The organism is Paenibacillus sp. FSL K6-1330, from assembly GCF_037976825.1.
Lineage (GTDB): Bacteria > Bacillota > Bacilli > Paenibacillales > Paenibacillaceae > Paenibacillus_AQ.
The window spans coordinates 404,056-425,002 of the sequence record NZ_CP150269.1 but is presented as its reverse complement, the minus strand read 5'-3'; the positions used below and the strand labels follow the sequence as shown (position 1 = coordinate 425,002).

The 20,947-nt window shown below is 52.9% G+C and carries 17 protein-coding genes; all 17 read right to left on the bottom strand.

The features are described from left to right. Positions 1 to 68: 68 nt before the first annotated feature. Positions 69 to 1,748, bottom strand: coding sequence for a DUF4855 domain-containing protein (locus NYE54_RS01920; protein ID WP_339269612.1), 1,680 nt, complete (start codon positions 1,746 to 1,748; stop codon positions 69 to 71). Between the two features lie 76 nt (positions 1,749 to 1,824). Further along, complete coding sequence (locus tag NYE54_RS01915; protein WP_339269610.1) at positions 1,825 to 2,745, bottom strand: carbohydrate ABC transporter permease; 921 nt, start codon at positions 2,743 to 2,745, stop codon at positions 1,825 to 1,827. A gap of 106 nt (positions 2,746 to 2,851) precedes the next feature. After that, a complete protein-coding gene (locus NYE54_RS01910; protein WP_339269608.1) occupies positions 2,852 to 3,748 on the bottom strand; it encodes a sugar ABC transporter permease in 897 nt (298 codons plus the stop codon). Between the two features lies 1 nt (position 3,749). Next, a complete protein-coding gene (locus NYE54_RS01905) occupies positions 3,750 to 6,341 on the bottom strand; it encodes a DUF5696 domain-containing protein (RefSeq protein ID WP_339269606.1) in 2,592 nt (863 codons plus the stop codon). 15 nt (positions 6,342 to 6,356) lie between these two features. Continuing rightward, positions 6,357 to 8,435, bottom strand: a complete 2,079-nt coding sequence (locus tag NYE54_RS01900) for a YIP1 family protein (RefSeq protein WP_339269604.1) — start codon at positions 8,433 to 8,435, stop codon at positions 6,357 to 6,359. Beyond that, positions 8,432 to 9,307, bottom strand: coding sequence for a carbohydrate ABC transporter permease (locus NYE54_RS01895; protein ID WP_339269602.1), 876 nt, complete (start codon positions 9,305 to 9,307; stop codon positions 8,432 to 8,434). The genes NYE54_RS01900 and NYE54_RS01895 overlap by 4 nt, the downstream gene beginning before the upstream one ends. A gap of 2 nt (positions 9,308 to 9,309) precedes the next feature. Beyond that, a complete protein-coding gene (locus tag NYE54_RS01890; RefSeq protein ID WP_339273363.1) occupies positions 9,310 to 10,260 on the bottom strand; it encodes a sugar ABC transporter permease in 951 nt (316 codons plus the stop codon). 24 nt (positions 10,261 to 10,284) lie between these two features. Then, complete coding sequence (locus NYE54_RS01885) at positions 10,285 to 13,161, bottom strand: extracellular solute-binding protein (protein ID WP_339269601.1); 2,877 nt, start codon at positions 13,159 to 13,161, stop codon at positions 10,285 to 10,287. Positions 13,162 to 13,244: 83 nt separating this feature from the next. Beyond that, a complete protein-coding gene (locus NYE54_RS01880) occupies positions 13,245 to 14,633 on the bottom strand; it encodes an extracellular solute-binding protein (protein ID WP_339269599.1) in 1,389 nt (462 codons plus the stop codon). Positions 14,634 to 15,292: 659 nt separating this feature from the next. Continuing rightward, positions 15,293 to 16,312 carry an SPFH domain-containing protein gene (locus NYE54_RS01875; protein ID WP_339269597.1) on the bottom strand — a complete coding sequence of 340 codons (1,020 nt, stop codon included), beginning with the start codon at positions 16,310 to 16,312 and terminating at the stop codon, positions 15,293 to 15,295. Positions 16,313 to 16,333: 21 nt separating this feature from the next. After that, positions 16,334 to 17,134, bottom strand: a complete 801-nt coding sequence (locus NYE54_RS01870) for a TPM domain-containing protein (protein ID WP_339269595.1) — start codon at positions 17,132 to 17,134, stop codon at positions 16,334 to 16,336. After that, positions 17,131 to 18,162: a TFIIB-type zinc ribbon-containing protein gene (locus tag NYE54_RS01865; protein ID WP_339269593.1), complete on the bottom strand. Its 1,032-nt coding sequence runs from the start codon at positions 18,160 to 18,162 to the stop codon at positions 17,131 to 17,133. Before NYE54_RS01865 ends, NYE54_RS01870 begins: the two co-directional genes overlap by 4 nt. Before the next feature lie 27 nt (positions 18,163 to 18,189). Continuing rightward, entirely contained in the window at positions 18,190 to 18,894 is a 705-nt protein-coding gene (locus NYE54_RS01860; RefSeq protein WP_339273362.1) for a PspA/IM30 family protein, read from the bottom strand. Between the two features lie 157 nt (positions 18,895 to 19,051). Next, positions 19,052 to 19,510, bottom strand: a complete 459-nt coding sequence (locus NYE54_RS01855; RefSeq protein ID WP_098741486.1) for an Hsp20/alpha crystallin family protein — start codon at positions 19,508 to 19,510, stop codon at positions 19,052 to 19,054. 265 nt (positions 19,511 to 19,775) lie between these two features. After that, positions 19,776 to 20,024: a helix-turn-helix domain-containing protein gene (locus NYE54_RS01850; RefSeq protein WP_339269591.1), complete on the bottom strand. Its 249-nt coding sequence runs from the start codon at positions 20,022 to 20,024 to the stop codon at positions 19,776 to 19,778. Between the two features lie 67 nt (positions 20,025 to 20,091). Next, the gene (locus tag NYE54_RS01845; protein ID WP_076322548.1) at positions 20,092 to 20,334 is read right to left on the bottom strand and encodes a cold-shock protein; all 243 of its coding nucleotides are present in this window, start codon (positions 20,332 to 20,334) and stop codon (positions 20,092 to 20,094) included. Between the two features lie 100 nt (positions 20,335 to 20,434). Beyond that, complete coding sequence (locus tag NYE54_RS01840; protein ID WP_006207692.1) at positions 20,435 to 20,635, bottom strand: cold-shock protein; 201 nt, start codon at positions 20,633 to 20,635, stop codon at positions 20,435 to 20,437. Between the last annotated feature and the right edge of the window lie 312 nt (positions 20,636 to 20,947).

The following is a 20,947-nucleotide window of genomic DNA, read 5'->3' as shown; positions in this document are numbered from 1 at the left end:
TTGATCAAGCCGAGCGTGATATGAGAGTGGGATGAGCAAATTGATAACGTATCGTATGAAATCAACGCTCATTCCGCCGGATCGGGCACCGTTTGCTTCACATAAGTACCCTTTACGAATTGATACATAAAGTCATAATTCGAACGCACGGTCGGATCGCTGCTTCTTGAGCTGTCCAGAAGGGAAGTATTGCCTTGATAATAAGCTTTGAAGGCACGGGTCATATATCCGTAATCGACGCCGCCATTCAAATATTCGATGAATCGCTTGCGCATCTCCTGATCGGTATTCATCCGTTCATCCGTTTCAAATTCAACGCCGATCCCATACTGGCGGGCAAGCCCGGCCGCATCCTCGAGACGCGTCGCTTCTGTTTCGTTGAAGAAATGATTCGGCTGCAGAGCCACGGCGTCAAAGCCAAGCTGTTCCTTAGCGAAGCTGCCGTTTGCGTAAAAATGCGGAATCCAGAAAAACTTCTGCTTGTGATTGCTATGGACAAGATCGCTCGTATACCGGATCAACGGTTCATCAAATTGTTCACCGAGCCACGCGCTTTCGGCGAGCCAGTACATGCCAGACAATTCGAGATTGGAGTAGCCCGCCGCTGACCATCTTTGTTTAACTTGATCCATATACCAGCTTACTGCTTTTTGTCTGTTATGGAGAGCCGCTTCCGCGCCTACCTGGTCGGGATTGAAGTTCTCCGAAATGCCATCGCCATCAACGTCGCCAAAATCCGTCGTAGCGGTGTCCGGGTTAGGAATCATCAGCACGACTTTCGTACGGTGCTTTGGATCGCCGAGTTTTTGACCGACTTCTGCAGTCGCATCGTTCAAATGCTTCATGTCGCCGTCCGCGCCAAACGTGGTGTCCAAGTACCACTGCCAATCTTCAAATAAAGCCGTGCTGCCAAAGTTTCGTTCCCCGCCTGGGGTCAGCAAACCAAGGTAAAGGACGCCATCATAAAACCAATCGGTCGGTTCACCTTGCTGGTCGACATAACTAATGTACGGGATAATTTTATCTTTCGTCCAAATGCCTTCTCCGTTTGGATACCAGCCATTGTACAGCAACACAAGATCGCGGATGCCGTTCGTATCTTTGCCCGGTTCCAAATAAGCCGGCTCTTCATGCTTGATCCGAACCGCATGCTTCGCTTTGCCGTCCTTGCCCCAAATTTCAATTTCATCGAGGAATGTCCACGTTTGCGTCGTAAACGTAATTTTTACATAACGCGCATATGCCGATGAAGCGTTCTTGTTCGGATGCGGCAATCCGTCCGCTGCTGCGTCCCATATATAGAACTGTTCGGTTGCCGGTCCCGGCTCCCACAATGGAATTTGTGTATTTCGATGTGCCAGCGTCCCCCAGTTTTGGCCATCATCGGAGACGTACATCGAAACCGTTACGGGATAAAATATTCCCGCATTGCTGTCCTGCATAAAATGCGCTTTGATGGCGTTAATGGATTTGAAATCCTGCAAATCGAACACCACTTCTCTTGTGATACCGCGAAGATGTCCCTGCCAGCCGGGATTCACATATTCCAAAGGCTCGTATACCCCATCGGTCAACTCGTTTCCGGAGTCAGGGTAACTTTCATTCGGAGCCGCGGAGAACTGATAGCTTGATTCAGCCGCCAGATTCCTTGGTGTTTCAGTTTCTTCTTGGGCCAGTGCACTTGGAGTAAGGGTAAACAGCATGACGGTAATGATCGTGAGTATAAATCCATTTTTTTTCGTAAACATCAGATTACCTCCCTATAAATTCTGGACCCGACATTCAGAGCCGGAATACGGTGGGTGTATCCATCATGACATTCGATCAGCCGACGATGCCCGAGCGTTCGACTCCTTCGACGAAATGCTTCTGCAAGAACAAGTAGAAGATCATCAACGGAATGATCACCAGTACGGTGCCCGCATTCAACCGAATAGAGGTCAGCATATATTCGGGCGAGTCCGCAGCCAGCAAACCGGGCAAAGACGCAAGCTGCATCGACAGCACTTTTGTATCCGTCAAATACATCGAAACGTAGAATGAATCGTTATACTGCCAGACGAATGAGAACAACACGACGGTGATGATCGCCGGCATCGCGTTCGGCAGCATAACCCGATAGAAAGTTTTGAATATACCTGCGCCGTCCACGAGAGCGGCCTCCTCTAGTTCTCCGGGAAGTGAGCGGAAAAATTGCTTGAAAATATAAATGTAAAGCCCGTTTTTTAGCCCCGTCGCCGTAATGGACGACAAGACAAACGGCCAATGGGTATCAAGCAGGCTGACACCCGGTCTGCCGGTAAACAGCTCTACAAGCCCCAACGGATCGAAATACCGAAAATGCATGTACGTCGGAATCATAATCGTCTGCGGCGGGACGATGATCGTGAAGACAACGAGCATAAATAGGAGGCCTTGCCCAGGATACTTCAAGCGCCCGAAGCCGTAACCCGCCAGGGCGCAGGAAGCCGTCTGCAGGACGGCAGCCATGGCCGAGATGCCGATTGTATTGAGCAGCGCATCCATGTAATTCATTTTGTCTAGCACGAACGCCAGATTGTCGAGGGTGGCATGCTTCGGAAACCAAATGATCGTTTGATCGTAAATATCTTCTTTTCCCCGAAGGGCAAGTGAAATTTTCAACAGGATCGGATACAAGATGACATAGCCGATGCCCATCACGAGGACTGTGCGGAACAATGCCCATGACCAAGCCTTGATTTTGCCGGCGGCTGTTACAAGCATGATGCCCCTCCTCCAAATATAGTGTAGCTGCGGAAGCTCCCTTCAAGCACCGTTCAAGCTTCCACGCTGGCTAAAGCTCACAGCAGCTCCGATTCGGCAGCCAGCGCTATGAATCGTAATAAAACGCCCTGCGTGAAATGACGGCCGTGAACAAACCAAGCAGCAGCACGATGACGCCGAAATAGATCCAGGACATTGCAGCGCTCAAGCCGAAATCAAACAGCTTGAACGACGTTTCCTTCAGTAGGCTGGCCATCCGGCTGTTCAGGAACGAGTCGATGATCGTATAGATCACGTTGGTCAGGATGAGCGGCGCCATCATCGGAAATGTAATTTTCCAGAAATTCTCGTACCCTGTGGCGCCCTCGATTCGCGATGCCTCATAGAGAGACGGGGGGATCGACTGTAGCCCTGCCAAAAAAATGAGAATTTGCACGCCGGACGAGCTGATGATGTCATAGATTCGATCGACTGCGTCCGCCAAATAATTGACGAGCCCCCGGTTCATGCCCATATCGTACAGGATGCCTTTCAGCTCGAAGCTGCCGAGACTGCTGAAGCCGCCCTCAGCGAGCGTCTGCCCGATCGCCTGTGACATGTAATCGGCCCATCCCAGGCTGGAGATGACGCCGGTGGACACGATAACCGGCAGGAAGAAAATCATGCGCGCGATCGACCGGCCCCTGAACCTCTGGTTCAGCACGGTGGCGATAAACAGGCTGAAAAAGATGATAAGCGGTACGTTCACAGCCATTCCGATGACCGACTCGGTCAGTATTCGGTTGAACGTCGCATGGACGTAGAAGGCGTTCTTGTAGTTGTCCCAACCCAAATATTCAAGCTCTAGGCCGCTTTCCCCCAGCTTGAGCTCATGCAGGCTGAATTGAAAAGATTGGGCCAGCGGGACAGCAAAGAGGAAAATGAATCCGATCAGCCACGGCAGCGTAAACAGCATGCCCATCAGCACACTCTTGCGCTGAAGAGTGAAACGGACATGACGCATGTCACTTCCCTCCTATCCGATAGCTTAGCGCACCGACGGCATAGCCGCCCGGTGAAACCGGTTTGTCGTTGTAATTGACCGTAATTGCCGTGCCGTCCTCATACGTGGTCCGGTAGACTCCTTCAGACAGCTTCTCGTGCCGGGAGATTCGCAGGTGCCGGACCGGCTTCAATGCCTCGTTCACTTCCTTGTAGGCTGCGGCTGCTTCCTCGACCCAGTCCGCATAGCCGGCCGCATACAGTTCGCGGGCTGCGGGAGACTTCAGCTCGGACGGCATGCTGTACACCCAGCGATAGTAAACGTTTGAACCCGTCTCAATCGCCTTCAAAATATTTTTTCGGGCAGACTGGTCGTCCGCCTGGTTGAACGGCAGGCCGGCCAAATCCGCGTAACCGTGAAGAACCATCTGATAAAAAGGGACCGATTCGTCCTCCAGGTTAAATCCGCTCGAAGCTGCAGGCGCATTCACGATCGTCTGCGCATACGGCAGCAAATAAGCGTTGCCGCCGCTCGCCATCAGATCCGGAAAGTCCGCGGACAGCTCAATCAGCTGAGATTCGACGATCGCTGCGCTCTGCTGCCGGTCTGCCGGCTTCTTCTGGTCGAAGTCGGAATAGAGCGTGTCGCCCAAATCCCGCAGCGACAGTCCGCCGATGCCGAGCGGCTTCACTGCCTTGGTGAAGCTGCGGACAACCGCAGGAAGCCGGACAGGAGACAGCGGGTAGTGGGAGAAGGACTCCCCATCGAGGATGAAGCTTGGCCTGTCGACACGGTACACGCTCGCAATCTTCTGCGACATGTATTTGATCGCATCGCGTCCAGCGCGGAATCCGTGACCGTCCGTATAAACGTTCAGGAAGGCCGCGTCCGGATAGAACCTGACGCCCTGTCCGTGCAGCTTCTGCGCGAACTCGGTAAATGTCGCCCGTCCGCCAATCTCTTCACAAACCACCACCCGCGACGGGTAACGATGTTGAGTCCCGCCGTTAAACCAGCCCATATAACGCAGCTTGACGGCTGTTACCTGTTCTTTGCGCAAGTCGGCAAGCACCTCCAGCGCCTGATCGAGCGTCGTCAGCGGCGTGACCGCATCATACGGCACGCCCAGCATCGATTTGCGCGTTTCCATCCCGCCGACGAGCTCGAGCACGAACGGAGTGTCCGCCGCAGGTTCCAGCCTCCGCAGCCGGTTATGTTCGGCCAGATAGTCGCGATACAAAGCTGCCATCCCGGAGTAGTCTGCCTTGTCACCCGCCAGAAATCCGTAACGAACAACGATGTCCCCTCCGTACGGCGTTTTCTGGTGAACCGGATTCGTGCTTGTCGCCGAGTTTCCGGCGATGATCACCTTATCCCTGCTCGCTAGCGTGAATGATGGAGCAATATAGTTATAGCCGTTCAGCCTGCCGGCGATGTCAGCCTTGATGGATGCAATCGCGTCACCCTGCTCAATGATGCCAAGCCAAGCCGCGTCACCCGCCTTCAGCCCAAATACAGGCAGTCGGACCGTCTCATGCTCCGCCAGCTTCTCATCCCTGGCGATCGCTCCGTCCTCTCCGTACACCGGAGCGAGGTACGGCGGTTCGACGGTCCGCCCGTTGTTCAGCCGTATCAGCGCTCCTGACCCGTCGGGGACGAACATGTAACCGGACTGCAATGAATCGGCCGCCCCGAAAAACTCCAGCAGCGTTATGGTATGCAGCGGCATTGTCCCCGTTTTCTCAATCGCTCCTGCATCAATGCGCACGACAAACTGCTCCCCGTCGAGCCTGTATTCGACCGGAATCGAAAATCGCGGCCGTCCGGAGCCCGCTTCCGGCTCCAGACCATTCTCTTCATCGTCGTAAGCCAGATCCTCCTCCCCGTATCCGACCTGATCTAAAATGTCGAGCACGGCAGACACCGCCAAACTGGGCAACTCCCGCCGCGTATACACATCGCGGTCTGCTTCATATTTGAACCGCTTTTTCATCTCGCTTACGGCCCGTTCGTCCGACAATCGGCTGATAATCCGCTCCTCGAAACGACTCCCGGTCATCACTCGCGGTATAGACTCAATCCCGCGGACGACCTGACCGACCGTATACGTCACCTTCACCCCGTTCTCGATCGGCTCCGTTTCGAACTGTCCAAGCGCGACACTGTCCGCATAGCTGTCGTACTCCTGCTCCTGGCCCGTATCCAGCAAGTAGGACAGGAAAAACAGGGATGACAGCCGATCTTTATGCACTCCTGACGCGATTGGGTCCGATTCGCGGCTCGTGGGGTTGGAGTACCACAATCGGCCGCTTTCCTTGTGCCTGACGGCAAACGACGTCGTCTGCCGGTCCATGAACAGCGTCAGCCGGCCGTTTTCGGCCGCCTTCTCCATCCCATCCGGAACGGCGCCCCGATCCTGAATCCAGGGGAGCGCGGGCGCCGAAGCGGCTGCCGCCGTTCGGCTCGCCTCGAGCCGGGTTTCCGCTTCAGCAATTACGGCAGCCGGGTCGTCCGGCGCGGACAGCGAAGACAAGACAACGGCGGCCACAAGCGCAAGCGCCGAAACCCCGGCCGTGATGATAACGAACCGTCGCCAAAGCATGCTCATTCGCATCAAGCGCATCTCCCCTCATATCCGTAATGATAATTCCTGGTAGACCGTCAAAATAAAGACAACCAGTTGCTGAATCAAGCTAAACACCAATAGGGCCAAAAAAACGATGATGGCAATAACTACGACCGTCAAAACCATCGTCACGACAGTCTTTAGCGGCGTGTACTGATGCACCGTCAGCGTGGCCACGAACAGCAGACCGGCAAACCACAGTACGCCGATCGTTCCAAATAACGAGTAGAAGCTCAACTCCTGCAAGGTAATCATCCAGCCGAAAGCCAGCTGCAGCGTGCTGGCCAGCAGCAACGGCAGCATGGCATAACCGCTCGCGATAACGATCTCCTTGAACGTCCCTTCTCCGTCCATAAGCGTCGTCAGCGACCAGTTGGCCACGCACCAGACCAGAAACGGTATAACGATGAAGGCGAATTCCTTCACACTGTTGATCCGTTCCCAATGCCCGCCCGAGACGAGATAGCCGGAGTAGAAGGCGCGCAGGACAAAGATGAAGCCGACTAGCGCGACGATAGTCAACGCGACCCAGAGCCTACCCTTCCCTTCATATTTCAATTCCCAGAACTGCTTGAACGGTCTGACGGTCGTAAGCAGCGCGGTGCGGACTGGCCCATACTCGTCATCCGATGATCGCTTTGGCGCGAAACGCTTGACGAGGACAAAGACCGCGATGGTAGCGGCGAGGCAAGCAAACAGCCAGGCAAAGTTGTTCCACAGGAACGCTTTGCGGTAGCCGGCGAACGCCTTGGAAAAATACGGGCGCGAATCGCCGAACTTGAAACTCGCCATCGCCGCTTCGTAGTTCCCCTCCTCCAGTTGGGCCTTCCCTATGCCGATATGGGCAAGCTCAAGATTGCCGTTAAGCTTGCTCGCTTCGCGCCACAGCCTTGCCGCTTGCTCTTCCTTGCCATTGTAGTAAGCCGATGCCGCATCAAGCATAAGCGAGCCGTAGCGTGTCGGCTTGAACAACGTAAGCCTGTTCAGTGCGCGGTCGAGCACGAGAATGTCCCGTCCGAACCAGGCTACATCCGCCGGCCCGCGGAAATTGCCGACCTTATCGCCGATTTGGCCGAACTGGAACAGCAGATTCCCGTCATAATCGTAGGCGAATGTGCGGCCTCGCTTGGAGTCCAGTACCAGGTAGATCTGGTCGGCGTCAACATCGATGGAGATCAGCGTAGAGCTGCCACCGAAGCTGCCGGAACGCGTCGAGCGCAAATCTCCCATAACCGGGATCATGCCATCCTGCCTTAGAACGTTGATACCCGATGGATTGAGTCGCTTCACCATATCAATCGTAGTTCGGTTCTCCGTTGCCGTCGCATAGACGAATTGTTCGGCGTCGATAGCCAGATTGTTGAATTCGATCGGGACGTACAGCGCCATTTGCCGGCGCTGCGCATCGGTCGCGAGCTGCTTCCAGAACAGGTCTGCCGCGTTGAAGCGGACCGGATTTTTGCCAAAAAAGCCGCTGAAAGCCCCATTCGCATCAAATTCTACGATGCCGTCGAACACCCCCTGACTGACCGCGAACAGCCGCCCCGCAGAGTCGAGTGCCAGCTTTGTTGGCAAAAATTTAAAATCCGCGCGAAGCGTCTCGGACTCAGGCGGCCCTACGATACGCACGAGCTTCCCTTCCCCGTCCAGCTCGACGATCCGCCCATTCTGCGTGTCTGCCACGTGAATATGATGCTCCTTGTCGACGAAGACGCCTTGCGGCTTATTGAACGCATCGGCCTTGCCTTCGCGCTGGAAGGAATCGATAATCCGGACGAGCCGCCAATTTTCGTCCACCACGACAACGCGGTCGTTGCCCGTATCCGCGATATAGACGCGCCTGTCCGGCCCGACAAACAGATCCTCCGGATTATTGAAGGCCTCCGCATTCACAGTCGAGCCATAGATGACCTTATCCGGCATATACGGCAGCGGAGCCGGAACGGCCTCTCCGTCAGAGGAGTAATGATAGCCGTAATAGGGAGCCGCATCGGCTAGCGGGGGCGATGCCAGAGCAAGGACAAGCATAACGAGAAGCGGCAGCCATATCCGATTCATTCCTTTTGTCCCCCCCCCTCTCAATCTTTCATACCGGATGTCGACATCGTTTGGATAACGTTGCTCTGCGAGATAATGAAGATCGCAATCGGCACTGAGATCATGAGCAGCGTTGCAGCCATCGAGGGTCCCGTGCGCACGATGCCGCCCGCCAATATTTGCCCGAGCGCATGATCGAGTGTCTTGAGCTGTTCGCTGTAGATGTAGATTTTGCCGGTGCCGCCCGCGCCCCACAACCCTTGGAAGGAGAAAATGATGAGCGTCATCCAGGCCGGTTTGACGATCGGCATCACAACCCGCCATAAGATCCGATACTCGCTGCAGCCGTCGATGCGGGCTGCCTCAAGCAGCGCGTCCGGTACCATTTGCTCCATAAACTGCTTCATCAGGAACAGTCCGAGCGAAGAGCCGAGCGCCGGGATGATGACCGCCCAATAGCTGTCCAGCAGGCCGAGCCACGACATCGTCATGTAGTTGGGAATGGCTGTCACATGCCCGGAAAACATGAGGGAAAGGACAACGATGGTAAAAAGCGCGCCTCGCCCCCGGAAGCGGCGTTTGGCCAGCGGGTAAGCGGCCAAAGACGCCAGTATGACATGGCCCGCCGTGCCGACGACCGCGATAAAGACAGTGTTGAATATATAGCGCGTATATGGCACCCAGAATGAGGACAGCAAATAATATAATTCCGTAAAGTTTCGCAGCGTCGGGTACCGGACGAAAAACCTCGGCGGGAACCGGAAGATCTCGTCGAGTGGCTTAAACGCGTTGCTGACGACAAACAGCAGCGGCAGCACCATAAAGGCGCCGACGCCAGCAAGCGCCAGAAACAGCAGAAGGTCGACGGCAAGCGAACGGTTCCATCTTCGATTACGTCGAATCCGTATCGTCGCCAACTTTATTCACCGACTTTCTTGAGCAGTCTTTGAACAAGCAAATTGGAGCCCAGCATCAAGGCGAACAGCACGGTCGCGATCGCCGATGCATAACCCATCTCGTACCGGATACCGCCATAATCGTCCAGATGGGTGACGATGGTGTGGCCTGCGTACTGCACGCTCGGAAACCCGGCGATCTGGGTCGAAACCTCGGCAATTGCGAATGAAGCTGTAATTTGGATAACCGCGCCAAACATAAGCTGCGGACGCATTGACGGGAGTGTGATATACCACAGCTCTTGCCAACGGTTACGGATGCCGTCGATTGCGCCGGCTTCGAACAGCGTTTTGTCCATCCCCTGCAGTCCTGCGATGAACGCCAGAAAACTTGTGCCCAGACTGAGCCAAAGCTGCACGATGATCAGAATCGGCAGGATGTAGTTGATGTCGGACAGCCACAATATGGGCTCCATAATGATACGGTTGCGCAGCAGGAAGGCATTGATGAAGCCGTAGGAATCATTCGCAAACAGCAGCTTCCAGACGATAAAGGCGTTGCCCGACAAGGACGGGGCGTAGAACACAAGCGTGACGAAGGCGCGGATCTTCGGCGACACTTCGTTGATCAGCCAGGCCAGGACAAAACAGGCCAGATAGCTGATCGGGCCGGTAATCGTCGCGAGCAGGATCGTATTCTTCACCGCAATGAGGAACACTTCGTCGTTAATAAACAAACGGGCATAGTTGTTAAGCCCGACCCAGTTCGGGAACGCCAGCATATTGAAATCCGTCAGGCTGAGCAGCATAGACATGAGAACAGGCAGGACCGTAAATGTGAAGAAGATGGCGAAGAACGGCGCCAGCATCATATAATCCTTCCGGCTCGCCTTCAACTCGAGCAGCAGCCTGCGGAATCGAGTCGGACGCTCCGTCCGAAACGGCGCCGCGCCTGCCTTCGTCTGTTTAGACAGTACGCTTATGATGCATCCTCCTCTCTAATCCGTTGGCAAATGAAATTCGCGACGTTTGACCGTAATTTCCTGGTTGATCGTCCGCGCGTAATCCTTCAGCGTCTCGCGCGGATTGGCCCCTTTGTTCAGCACCTCGAAAAACGCATTGTTCAGATGGCGCTTCGTGAAGTAGCCACCGGGCACGTCCGGAACACCGCGTACCCATTCCAGCTGCTCCATCAGCCGCTCAAAATCGTCAGCTGGCCAAGGCAGCTCCCGCAGCGCCTCCAGATTGGCCGTCGGATACCGCGCTGCAGCGCCCATGAGCGCCTCCAGCTCCCGGCCGAACGTCAGCTGGGCTTCCTTGCCGGTCCACCAGTCGATGAACGCCCAGGCGTTCTCCTTATTCTTCGCACGCTTGAACATGACCGAGCCGAGCGTGACGGACGCGCTTTCGCGATGGATTGCGCCTTCGCTTTCCGGTGTTCCCGGGACAGGAGCGAAAGCCCATAAGCCGCGGATTTCCGGAGCGAAGACGACCAGTGAATTGTAGGTTGTGTAGTCCGCGATGCCCACCGGCATCTCTCCGATGCGGAACCGGTTGATGAAATCGAATTGCTGCGGTGCCTTGTAGTTGACATATAGATCCGTCCACCGCTTGAAAGCCAACAATGCTTCCTCTGCATCCAATCCCGACACCTTGCCTCCGTCCTTGTAATACGAGCCGCCGTTCTGGTACAACAGAATGTCCATTGTCACATCCGGCGTCAATCCGATCGACAGCTGTCGCTTGTTCAGCACCGGGATAAGCGCATACATTTCCTCCCATGTCTGCGGCACCTCTGCGCCGATCTCTTCCAGCACGTCTTTTCGGTAGAACAGCATCGGAAACGTCTGCTGCTCCGGGATAGCGTACACCCCGCCTTCGTACTCGAACGGGACGAACGCGCTGGCTGCAAACCGTTGCTTCACATGCTGGAACGAGTCAAAGACCGACAGGTCCTGCAAAGCGCCACGCATGGCGAAATCGATGACATTGCTAGACGCGAGCGCCACATCAGGCCCGGAGCCGGCCAGCGTCGCTGGAAGCAGCACCGCCGGGTCGACTAGCCGCAAATTGACGGGAATGCCAGTCTGCGGGGTGAATGAGGTGTCGATCATCGATTTGATCAGTTGGGCCTGATCCCGCCCCCCTGTAACCCAGACGTCTACCGCCTCCGCCTCCTCGTCGGTCGCGCCGACTGCATCGTAATCGGTGAAAAACGACAGAAGGAACTGCCGGACGCCGTGTTCCGCATTAACCAGCCACGATACGTCCGCTTGCGGAAGCCGGGCTTCTTCTGAAGCGACGATCAAATAATCAATTTCCAAAGGCAGTTCCTTCGCCGTCAACATCCACGTCCCCAAGGCGACGATATTGGATTTGAACGCATCCAGACGCTTGGCGATCGATTCCGGGTCTTCCGCCAGATCTAGCAGCTGAAAGGCGACCATATTCAACACCGCCATCCGCTCACCCTTGCCTCCGTACAGCTGCTCCATGCTTCCGATCACGCCTTGAAGACGTCGGCCCTCCGCCTCGAATGTCTCGTGCAGCTCGGGAATCCGCTTCTGCAGCTCATAATCGCGGAACGGGTCAGGGGACCCGCCAGTAATCATAATGATTTTACGGTACAGCTGGTTCAGCTCCAGCACGGCTTGCTCGACGCTGCGGATATGCTGCGTCATTTCGCCCAATGTCACTTCGAGCGATAGCCTGTGCTTTCCTTTCGTCAAATAGAACAGATAAGGCTCTTCAGGATTGCCCAGCTGCATCATCTGCCACCCACCGCCCGGCTTGAAGCCGATACGGTTTGCTTCTGCGAAGGGAACCTGGCCGTCGATCTTGAGCCGCCGTGAAACTTCGAGGGACTGGACAAAATGCTGCCTATACTTCACGGCGATCTTGTACAGTCCATCCTGTGGCGCTTCGAACGTCCACGTAATGGATTGTCCCGGGATGCGCCAATTGTTGCCGCCAATCGTATTCAGCCGGATTTCCTTTGGATGAAACGGCTCGGTGGCGGGGCTGGACCGGTCAGCAAGCGGATACAAGGTCGGGCTCGATTTGACCGCAGCGTCTTCACCTTGCACGGAGATCAAGGTACCTTCCGCCGGTTTGCCGTATCCGAGCCGCTCGTACGATGCCCGCAGGTCGGCGTAAGCGGGTATTTCCTTGACCGGGCGCAGTACCAAATAATCGACCAGCATCGGCTCCCGTACGGAGCGGAGTGTAATCCTGTGCTTTCCCTTGGCAAAATAAAACCGGTAAGGTTCCTCATAATAGCCGTCCGCATCGGAGAGCGCCACCTCCTCCCATGCCGGGATTTCCACCTGGGACGGCCTCATGTCGTTTCCGTTCGCATCCTGCCGGATGCGCTCCTCCTTGTTGCCCCAAGCACGTGGAAACAGCAACCGCTCTGCTTCGGTAAACGGAAGCTGACCGTCGATGAGCAGCGCCCTCTCAATCGCCTCGCTTCGGCCTTCCATTGGGTAATAGCGCACGTAGAGATGATAGAGGCCGCCCTCTTCGATGTCGACGTCCCAGCTGATCTCGCCGCTCTCTCCGGACAGAGCGGCGCTTCCTTCTGCCCCCTCGCGCTCCATGGCAACGACAGCGCCGGAACCACTGATCGGCTGCCGCTCTGCTTCAATCCGTATCTCGTCTGAGGGAAGACGCTCGTCTGCATGGTCCTGAAGATAGCGGGCGTACGAGCCCTCCTTCCCCTCGAAGGCTTCCTCTGGAGAGACAGTCTTAACTGCCGCGTCCGTTGCCGCTAGCGGCGCGAAGCTTCCATCAGGCAACAGCAGCAGTGTGGCCCAGCCAAGCACTCCGCATAGGACGGCTAACAAGCTTCGTTTCCAGATGGCTCGAACTCTCATCCGCCACTCCCCTCTTTGCTCGCGAACTTGTGCGGCATCCGGGAGACTTCCCGAAGCCCGGGCACCGCGGAGTATCGCTATGATTACTGCGCTGCATCGAGCAGCCCTTCCAGCACCGGACGTACGCTCTTCATGCCCGTTTCCGGCGTTTCCTTGCCTGCACCGATATTATCCCAGACCTTGCGGATTTCCTGACCAAAGTTAGGGATTCCCTCCCAATCCTTCGGCTTCATAATTTTTCCCATCTCCATGTAGTTGTCGAGGCTCTTCTGATCGGCAAACAGCGATTCCGTCCAAGCGTCCAACTCCCCCTCCTTCGGCATGTAGCCGAGCAGGTACTCGGCGTAGATGCGGACAGCATCCGGATTCGCACCCTTCGGCACGAACCAGAGCGTCGGCTGCATCGCGTTGTGGTAAGCGGTCGCTTTCGGCCCTTTCGGAATGAAGATGAAGCCGTAATCATTCCCCAGGTTCGTCTGAATACCGCCTCCCTCCCAACCTTCTCCATACCGCATCGCGACGATGCCTTCGTTGAAGGCGTTGATGTAATCTTCCCAATTGTCAGTCTGGTTCGGCTTGACGACTTTGTGCACATTACTCAAATCGCTATAAAACCGCAGCGCTTCCATCGCATTTTCGTCGTCCCCGGTGAACGCCAGCTTACCGTCGACCACCTTTGTCACGTCTCCGTCATTCGACGCGATAAATGCCGGTACGAAGTTTACTGAGGTAAGCGCCAGCCCGTACTGGTCAATTTTCCCGTCACCGTTTGTATCCTTGGTCGACTTCTTCGCTATATCCAGAAACGTATCCCAATTCCACTCCCCTTTCTCATGCAGCTCTTGTGGATCTGGTAAACCCTCCTTCTTCAATATCGCCTTGTTGTAATAAATGCCGCCCCCGCCGCCTACAGCCGTCGAGAAGCCGTACACTTTGCCATCGAAGCTGCCGGTCATCCGCATTTCAGCAGGCCACTTTTCGTTGTTAATATCCAGAATGCCATCAATCGGCTGCAGGAAATCCTTCTGCACCATCGCAGGGAATGCCCGATACCGCTCCAGCAGGAAGACATCCGCGATCGGCTCGCCGGCTACGATGGACGCTGTAATCTTATCCTGGATATCACCCCAGGGAATCTGCTCGAATTGAAACTTTGTATTGTACTTCTTTTCCAATTCCTGCTCGAGGGCGATTCGCTGCTCACCTGCTTCTGTGCCCTTCTCGCCTCCGGCATAGCCCCACGATATGACGCGCACCGGTTTTCCCTGCATGTCAATCGTTTGCTCCTCCTCAGGCGCCTGCTGCTCTTCCCCGCTCTTTGGCTGCTCATCCTCCTGCTCTGTCACGGCCATCTGAGGTTCCGGCTTCGGCTCGTCGGCGGAATTCCCTCCGCCCCTTGTGCACCCCGTCAAGAGAACAACGAAAACAAGCACAACAACGAAAAGCCATTGCTTCCTGCTTTTAATACTCATTTCTTTAATACCTCCTTTTTGCTTATTCTTTCGCATGTGCCGGGCAGCGCCGGCAGCTCCGCGACAGCTCGACAAACGGCCCACCGAACGTTCTCCGTTGCTCTTAAAGACATTCCTCCTTTTCTTGTGAGGATTGCAGGATTCGAACGGAGCCATCGTAGCATTCACCGCTGCAGCACGCCTAGTTCTCATTGGCCGGATTCGGTACTCGCGCGGCCGAATCAAACGGGTTCCACCGGTTGTTTTTGGCCCGGCGAGTTCTCAATCGCCCGCTGGACCAGCTTCATTAGGAATTTGATCGAATGGGTCGTAATCATTTTCATGTAGGAATCACATTTTTTGTGCAGGAGTTGGAACAGACAGAGAAGTGAATCTATATGAGAAGAGAGGGTTGCAGAGCTGGAAGTAACGTGTTGGAGGAACGTGGAGAACGAAAGATAACTAAGAAGGTACAAACAGTATAGGTGGATACATAACTAGTTAAAGGAAACAGCGAACATAGAAAAACAGCACCCTCCGCTTTAAAAGCGAGGGGTGCTGTTTTGATAAGAGTTTTTACGTTCGCTCAACGCCACCACCATTTGCGTCATTCCAATGATGGCATCGAACTTTGTATCAAATCTTGTACATTTATTAGCGCGGCTAGTCACAAATTCAACTTAACCCAGCTTCTGCCCACAATTCGGACAGAAGTTCGCCCCTTCATTCTTTGCGCCGCAGTTCGGGCAGAAATTGGGCTTCTTGCCTCCTTCGGAAGCGGATGCAGCCGCCGGGGCGGATGGCTCCTTCGCAGCCGGAGGCTGTTGGCTTTGATTCGAATTGTTTTGGTTCTGGTTCTGATTCATATTTTTCATCATTTCATTAGCCATGTTCATTCCCATCATCATGCCGGCCATATCCGAAGCCGCACCGCCGCCTTGCACCTTGCCGGATGCAATCCCATCCGTCATGCTGACCTGCTGGTATTTTTGCAGATTGCCGATCATTTCATGGGAAGCCGTCTTGGTGATCATATCCTGAATTTCCTTCGGATAGTTGAAACTCATCACCTGGAAGCCGGTGATCGTTATTCCGTTGTCCATCACTTCCATGTCCAGGTCTTCTCGAATCCCTCTCGCGATTTCAGAGGCATTCGCCTGCAGATTAAACATGTCCTTGCCTTCGCGACTGATCCATTTCATCAACAATTGATCGAGCACCGAAGTGATCCGGATCTTGACGTCGTCCACAAGATAGCTCTCTTTCATCCCGGCGATTCTGTCGATCAGCGTCACATAATCATTCACTTTAAAATTGAACGTGCCGTTGGCACGGATCGGCATACCGCCCGGAAGCTGCGGCGTCGGAATGAGGACTGGATTCTGCGTCCCCCATCTGACGGTGAATTCCTTCGTGTTCACGAACAGTACTTCCACGCGCATGCCACTGTTAAAGCCAAATTTAAATCCCTTTAAAGTAGAAAGAAACGGAATGATATCCGAGTCGATGTTATATACGCCTTCATCCTCAAAAATCCCCTCGATCTTGCCATTATTGACAAAAATCGCGTCTTGACCGGAGCGGATGACCAGCTTACTTCCTTTTTTAATCTCCCGGTTGCTCCATTTCCAGAAAATCATATCGTCCCTAAACTCTTCCCATTCCACGACATTAGAGAATTGGTTCTTGAAAAATCCCATCGATGTTATTCATCCCTTCCCTTAAAATTTCCCGCTGCTGCTGCTATGCGAATGTCCGCCACTGCTGACGCTGCCACCGCCTCCGCCGCCTGAGCCGCTGCTCGTGTTTCGCTCGATCTTCTGCTTCGTTACCGTTGTTCTAACATAACGGTCCTGCTGGTTCAGTATCCCCGATGTGCTGGTATCCTCATAGGTGCGAGAATTGACAGTCACCCGTCCTCCAGAACGGTAAGCCATGACACCCACGGCGATAGCGCCGATGGCAGCGGCAGATCCCAGTTGAAACCAAAGATTAAACAGAATATTATCCGGGTTCATGTCCGGCTCAAAGCCCATGTAACGATGAGCGGTTTTGATGTATTTTTCAAACGCCTGCTTATAATTACCTCTCGATAAATCGGGCGTAATCTTGTTGCGTATTTTGGTCAGTCTCCCGGAATCGAGATACTTCTCAGCTTTATAATAACCTTCCAGATGCACGTTACGAGAACCGTCACGAGCACTCATTACTATGGTCAAAATAACGGTATTGCCGTGCGACTTATCATACCCGGGGGCGTACTCATCGTAAAAGTTTTCCGTCCATGTCTCATAATCGTCATTCGGAACGCTGTTAACCGTAAGTATCATAAAGTCTGTCTCGCGCTCGGCGCCATACTCATTAGCCATGGCATTCAGCTCTTCTCGTTCTTCCGGACTGAGCAGATTGGCTTCATCAAAGATCAATGGCTTATCATCTGCAGCTTTGACCATCAAGGCCGGAACCATCAAATAGGCAACCAGGAAGAACAAAACAGCACCTAATACATATCTTCTTCTCACAGGAAACCTCCTCCCATCGCCCAGGAGATCAGCTTCAATGACAGTAACGAGACGCCCGAAATGCCTGCAAACCACGCAGCTACTTTCGCTTTGCTGATCGGCGGCTTGCCGACCACTTTTCCCGTCTGGCCGTTCATCGCAAAGGTATGCTCCGATTTATTGTAATCATAGTGCACCATCCATACCGGAAGGAGGACATAATCCGCCTGCTTTAAGGTGGTATCGATCTGCTTGTTGGTATAATTTACGGTTGTGTATCCTGACACGGCTGACGAGATATACGAATCAATGTAGGAGCTGATCTTATCTTTGGCACGCGGAAGGAGCTGCTGCTCATCATTGCTGTATTTTTCGGCAATGTACCCGGCGAGATAAGGCGTCTTGAATTCCTTCAGCTGCTGATAGGGAAAAGGCTCCAGCTTATCCATCAACTCATCGTTCATTTTCTCCGAAGCATCGATCGGCACCTTCATATAGTTCAAGCGAATCTTCCGGTAGATGTCAAAATGCTGGGTCTCCGTGTACTGGTAATCTCCTTGTGTGTAGGTTCTCACCTTGGTGGCGTGGCCATGAACTTCAACCCGATTATGTAACTCATATAGCCAAAAAGGTACATATATCCCGGTAATTTCCTTGATCCGGTTTGCTGTCATAAATCCGCTTGGTGTCAGGAGGCCATTTCTGCACCATTTCTTGAAAGCCTTCATCGCTTCTTCCTTGGTAATCGAAAAAGGGATAACCATGACCGGAGCCAGATCGCCGCTCAGTCGGTCGCTGAGTACAACGGCGGATCCGCAGAAGCTGCAGGTCGTGGCGCTGGTCTCCGGCTCTGTCACGATGACGGCCCCGCAGCTGTTGCAGTGATACTCCTTCACTTCGTTTTCGACGAAAACCTGCTTTTTCAGCGGGTCGGGAATTTCCTCGATATTATCTTTTCTTCCGCAGCTCAGGCAAGACAACATTCCTGTATCGCCGTCAAAAACCATGCTGCTGCCGCAGTTCGGGCACTTGTATTCGATAACCGGCATTTCCTCACCTCGATAACAATGAAATGATTATTCCTTCTCTTTCAGCTTTTCTTTGATTGCTTCCAGTTCATCCTGGGCAGGGAGAGTCTCCATTGGAGCAGCTCCGTCCTTCCTCATATTCTTCTCCAATTCAGCGATCAGATCGTCCAGATCGTCTTCCTTCGCTCCGGAGCGAAGCTCAGCCAGGGCCAGCGCTTCATCCAAGGCACGGTTTGCCTTCTCTTCCATCGTGTTGAATGCCGCATTCGCACCGCCCGAGGATGAATGGCTGGCGTTTAAATCCTGCTGGGCTTTGGCAGCCGCCATCTTCCCTTTCAACTCGGCATAGCGAGCCTCCAATTGGCTCATGTCCGACACCAGCTTATCCTGCATTTGTTTCATCCTAATGGCGTTTGCGGATGCCGATTCGTATGCTGCCTGCAGTTCGTTCAGCTTCTGGGCCTGGGTTGCTTTTCTCTCCAGAAACTTCAGGGCATTATCCTCATTTCCCGCTTCTACGGCCTTCTCTGCATATCGCTGCAACTTCTTGATCTCGGCACCACACTCATCAAGGGCCCGCTTCGCTCTTCGCTCATCCGAAAGCACGGAAGCCGTCTCCGCTTTCACCTGACCCAAGTCCGTATTCAAGCTACGCATATACGTGTCAACTGTTTTCTCCGGATCTTCCGTCCGATCCAACAGTGCGTTCACATTCACCTTCATAACATCCTTAAACCTCGATAAGATTCCCACCATGAGTTTCCCCCTCGAAAAGTTTACATTTAACCTATAATACCCTACATACCGCTAAAAGGTTTCAAATGCCGAAATTTGATGGAATATATGTAAAAATATAACTAATGCTAGGCAAAAAAATCCCCCCGACCATATAGATCGGAGGGTACGTTTATTAGATATCATCCCGGATCTGGATGCGTTTCTTACCAGAGTCCGGCTGTTTCGGTATTTCAAGCTTGAGGACCCCATCCTTCAGGGAAGCGGCAATTTGGTCCTCTGCTATATTCTGAACGTAGAATCTGCGCACATACTCGCCATAACGACGTTCCTTCCGGACGATTTGCTGCTTCGTATCCTCCACGCTGTTATCTTCCTTGCGAACGGCTTTGATCGTTAAGTAAGGGTCAGCGTAGCTGATTTCGATGTCGTCTTTTTGAAAACCTGGAAGCTCCGCCTCAACCAGATAAGCGCGCTCCGTCTCTTTAACGTCTGTTTTGAAAGACATCATCGAACCTTTGAACGGTGCAAACACCTCATCTTGAAACGCATCGTTAAAGACATCGTGAAATGACTTCACCAACTGCCCGAAGGCATCCTCTCTGCGCTTTCCAAATGGCATCAAATCAAACATCATAGATTTCCCCTTTCTTGTTTGACCTTTTTTGACCTTACGCCTTTATTATATGCCTTGCACGCATAAATGCCAAAACCGATTATAAAGAAAACAGGACTAAAATATCGTATTTTCAGCCGATTTTTCGCATGAATTGGTTTCGATCTTTCGATTTGACCTTTTTTGACCTTCAAACTGTTTCGTTTCCATGCTTCCCAATAAAACTATGTTCACGCGAAATTTAGCACGATAAAAAAGACACCCGAATGGGTGCCCGTTTCAGTTATATATTGGGGTGAGCAGACCTACCGTTTTTCACAATATGATCGATTTCACTCTTCAACAAAAGGTATCGATGCACGCTTCTCATGATCGGAACTTTGGTCAGCTTATTCTGATCGACATATCTTTTCATTTGATCTTTGGACAGACCTAACAATTGACCTGCCTCAGAAACGGTTAATACTTCTTCATTACTGGTTGCATTAAACGTTTTTTTCACCTTTAAATTCCAATCTTCGAACACCTGCATGAGATCTCAACCTTTCTTTAACGCAACGACTAAAACAAAATGGTTAAGGAGCCGTGAGAGCAGCCCCTTACGATTTGGTGTCCTTGCGCTGATTCTTACGGTAAAGCTTGATTTGCTGATCCGACGAAACAAGGATCGGCAAGACTTTATTGCTGCTGACCATGGACGACGCGCACTGTGAACAAACGGGAACTTCCTTGAACGAGAAGCTATCTCGAATCCAACCGTTACACCCTTCCTTCGTACAAGACCAGATCGCAGTCATCTCTTCCGGCAGATTTTCCAGTGGTTTATTCCAAGAATAAGACAATGAACTTCCCCCTTAGCTACATTTTTAACGCCTTCATGCTGTTTTGAGCTCTATTATAAAAAAAACCCCAAACGGTACGTTTGGGGATCTTTTCAAAAATCTACAGTTTTACAACGTTCTCAGCTTGTTGACCGCGGTTGCCTTGGACTACGTTAAATTCAACACGTTGTCCTTCATCAAGCGACTTGAAGCCGTCACCTGTGATTGCACTAAAGTGTACGAATACGTCTTCGCCACCTTCAACCTCGATGAAACCAAATCCTTTTTCTGCGTTAAACCATTTCACTGTTCCTGTTTGCATAGAAACACCTCCTAAATTTATATGATTTTCTCATTTTTGGTTAAAAACAAAAAATTCACATATTGCACAAGGTTCCTGATCAAAATAATAACCCTCTGCAATATGTGAATCTCAGGTCAAAATCCCAATAAACTTATTATACCCCAACCGTTCCAAAATAGCAAACGTCTTATTTCTTATGTACAATTCATAAAAAGACAAGGGTAAGCTGAATGTAAACAAATGGCCGCTAAAGGGATGTTGATAAGGAGGCCCGGTGTAAGTATAATCTGCTAGCTCAAGAAATGCTTCCGCAAAAAAAAACGGCCATTT

Coding starts and splice junctions, on each gene's coding strand:
- NYE54_RS01915 (WP_339269610.1), bottom strand. CDS start 2,745: ATGCTTGTAACAGCCGCCGGCAAAATCAAGGCTTGGTCATGGGCATTG.
- NYE54_RS01905 (WP_339269606.1), bottom strand. CDS start 6,341: ATGCGAATGAGCATGCTTTGGCGACGGTTCGTTATCATCACGGCCGGG.
- NYE54_RS01850 (WP_339269591.1), bottom strand. CDS start 20,024: ATGCAGGTGTTCGAAGATTGGAATTTAAAGGTGAAAAAAACGTTTAAT.
- NYE54_RS01920 (WP_339269612.1), bottom strand. CDS start 1,748: ATGTTTACGAAAAAAAATGGATTTATACTCACGATCATTACCGTCATG.
- NYE54_RS01865 (WP_339269593.1), bottom strand. CDS start 18,162: ATGCCGGTTATCGAATACAAGTGCCCGAACTGCGGCAGCAGCATGGTT.
- NYE54_RS01885 (WP_339269601.1), bottom strand. CDS start 13,161: ATGAGAGTTCGAGCCATCTGGAAACGAAGCTTGTTAGCCGTCCTATGC.
- NYE54_RS01880 (WP_339269599.1), bottom strand. CDS start 14,633: ATGAGTATTAAAAGCAGGAAGCAATGGCTTTTCGTTGTTGTGCTTGTT.
- NYE54_RS01855 (WP_098741486.1), bottom strand. CDS start 19,510: ATGTTTGATTTGATGCCATTTGGAAAGCGCAGAGAGGATGCCTTCGGG.
- NYE54_RS01840 (WP_006207692.1), bottom strand. CDS start 20,635: ATGCAAACAGGAACAGTGAAATGGTTTAACGCAGAAAAAGGATTTGGT.
- NYE54_RS01875 (WP_339269597.1), bottom strand. CDS start 16,312: ATGGGATTTTTCAAGAACCAATTCTCTAATGTCGTGGAATGGGAAGAG.
- NYE54_RS01910 (WP_339269608.1), bottom strand. CDS start 3,748: ATGCGTCATGTCCGTTTCACTCTTCAGCGCAAGAGTGTGCTGATGGGC.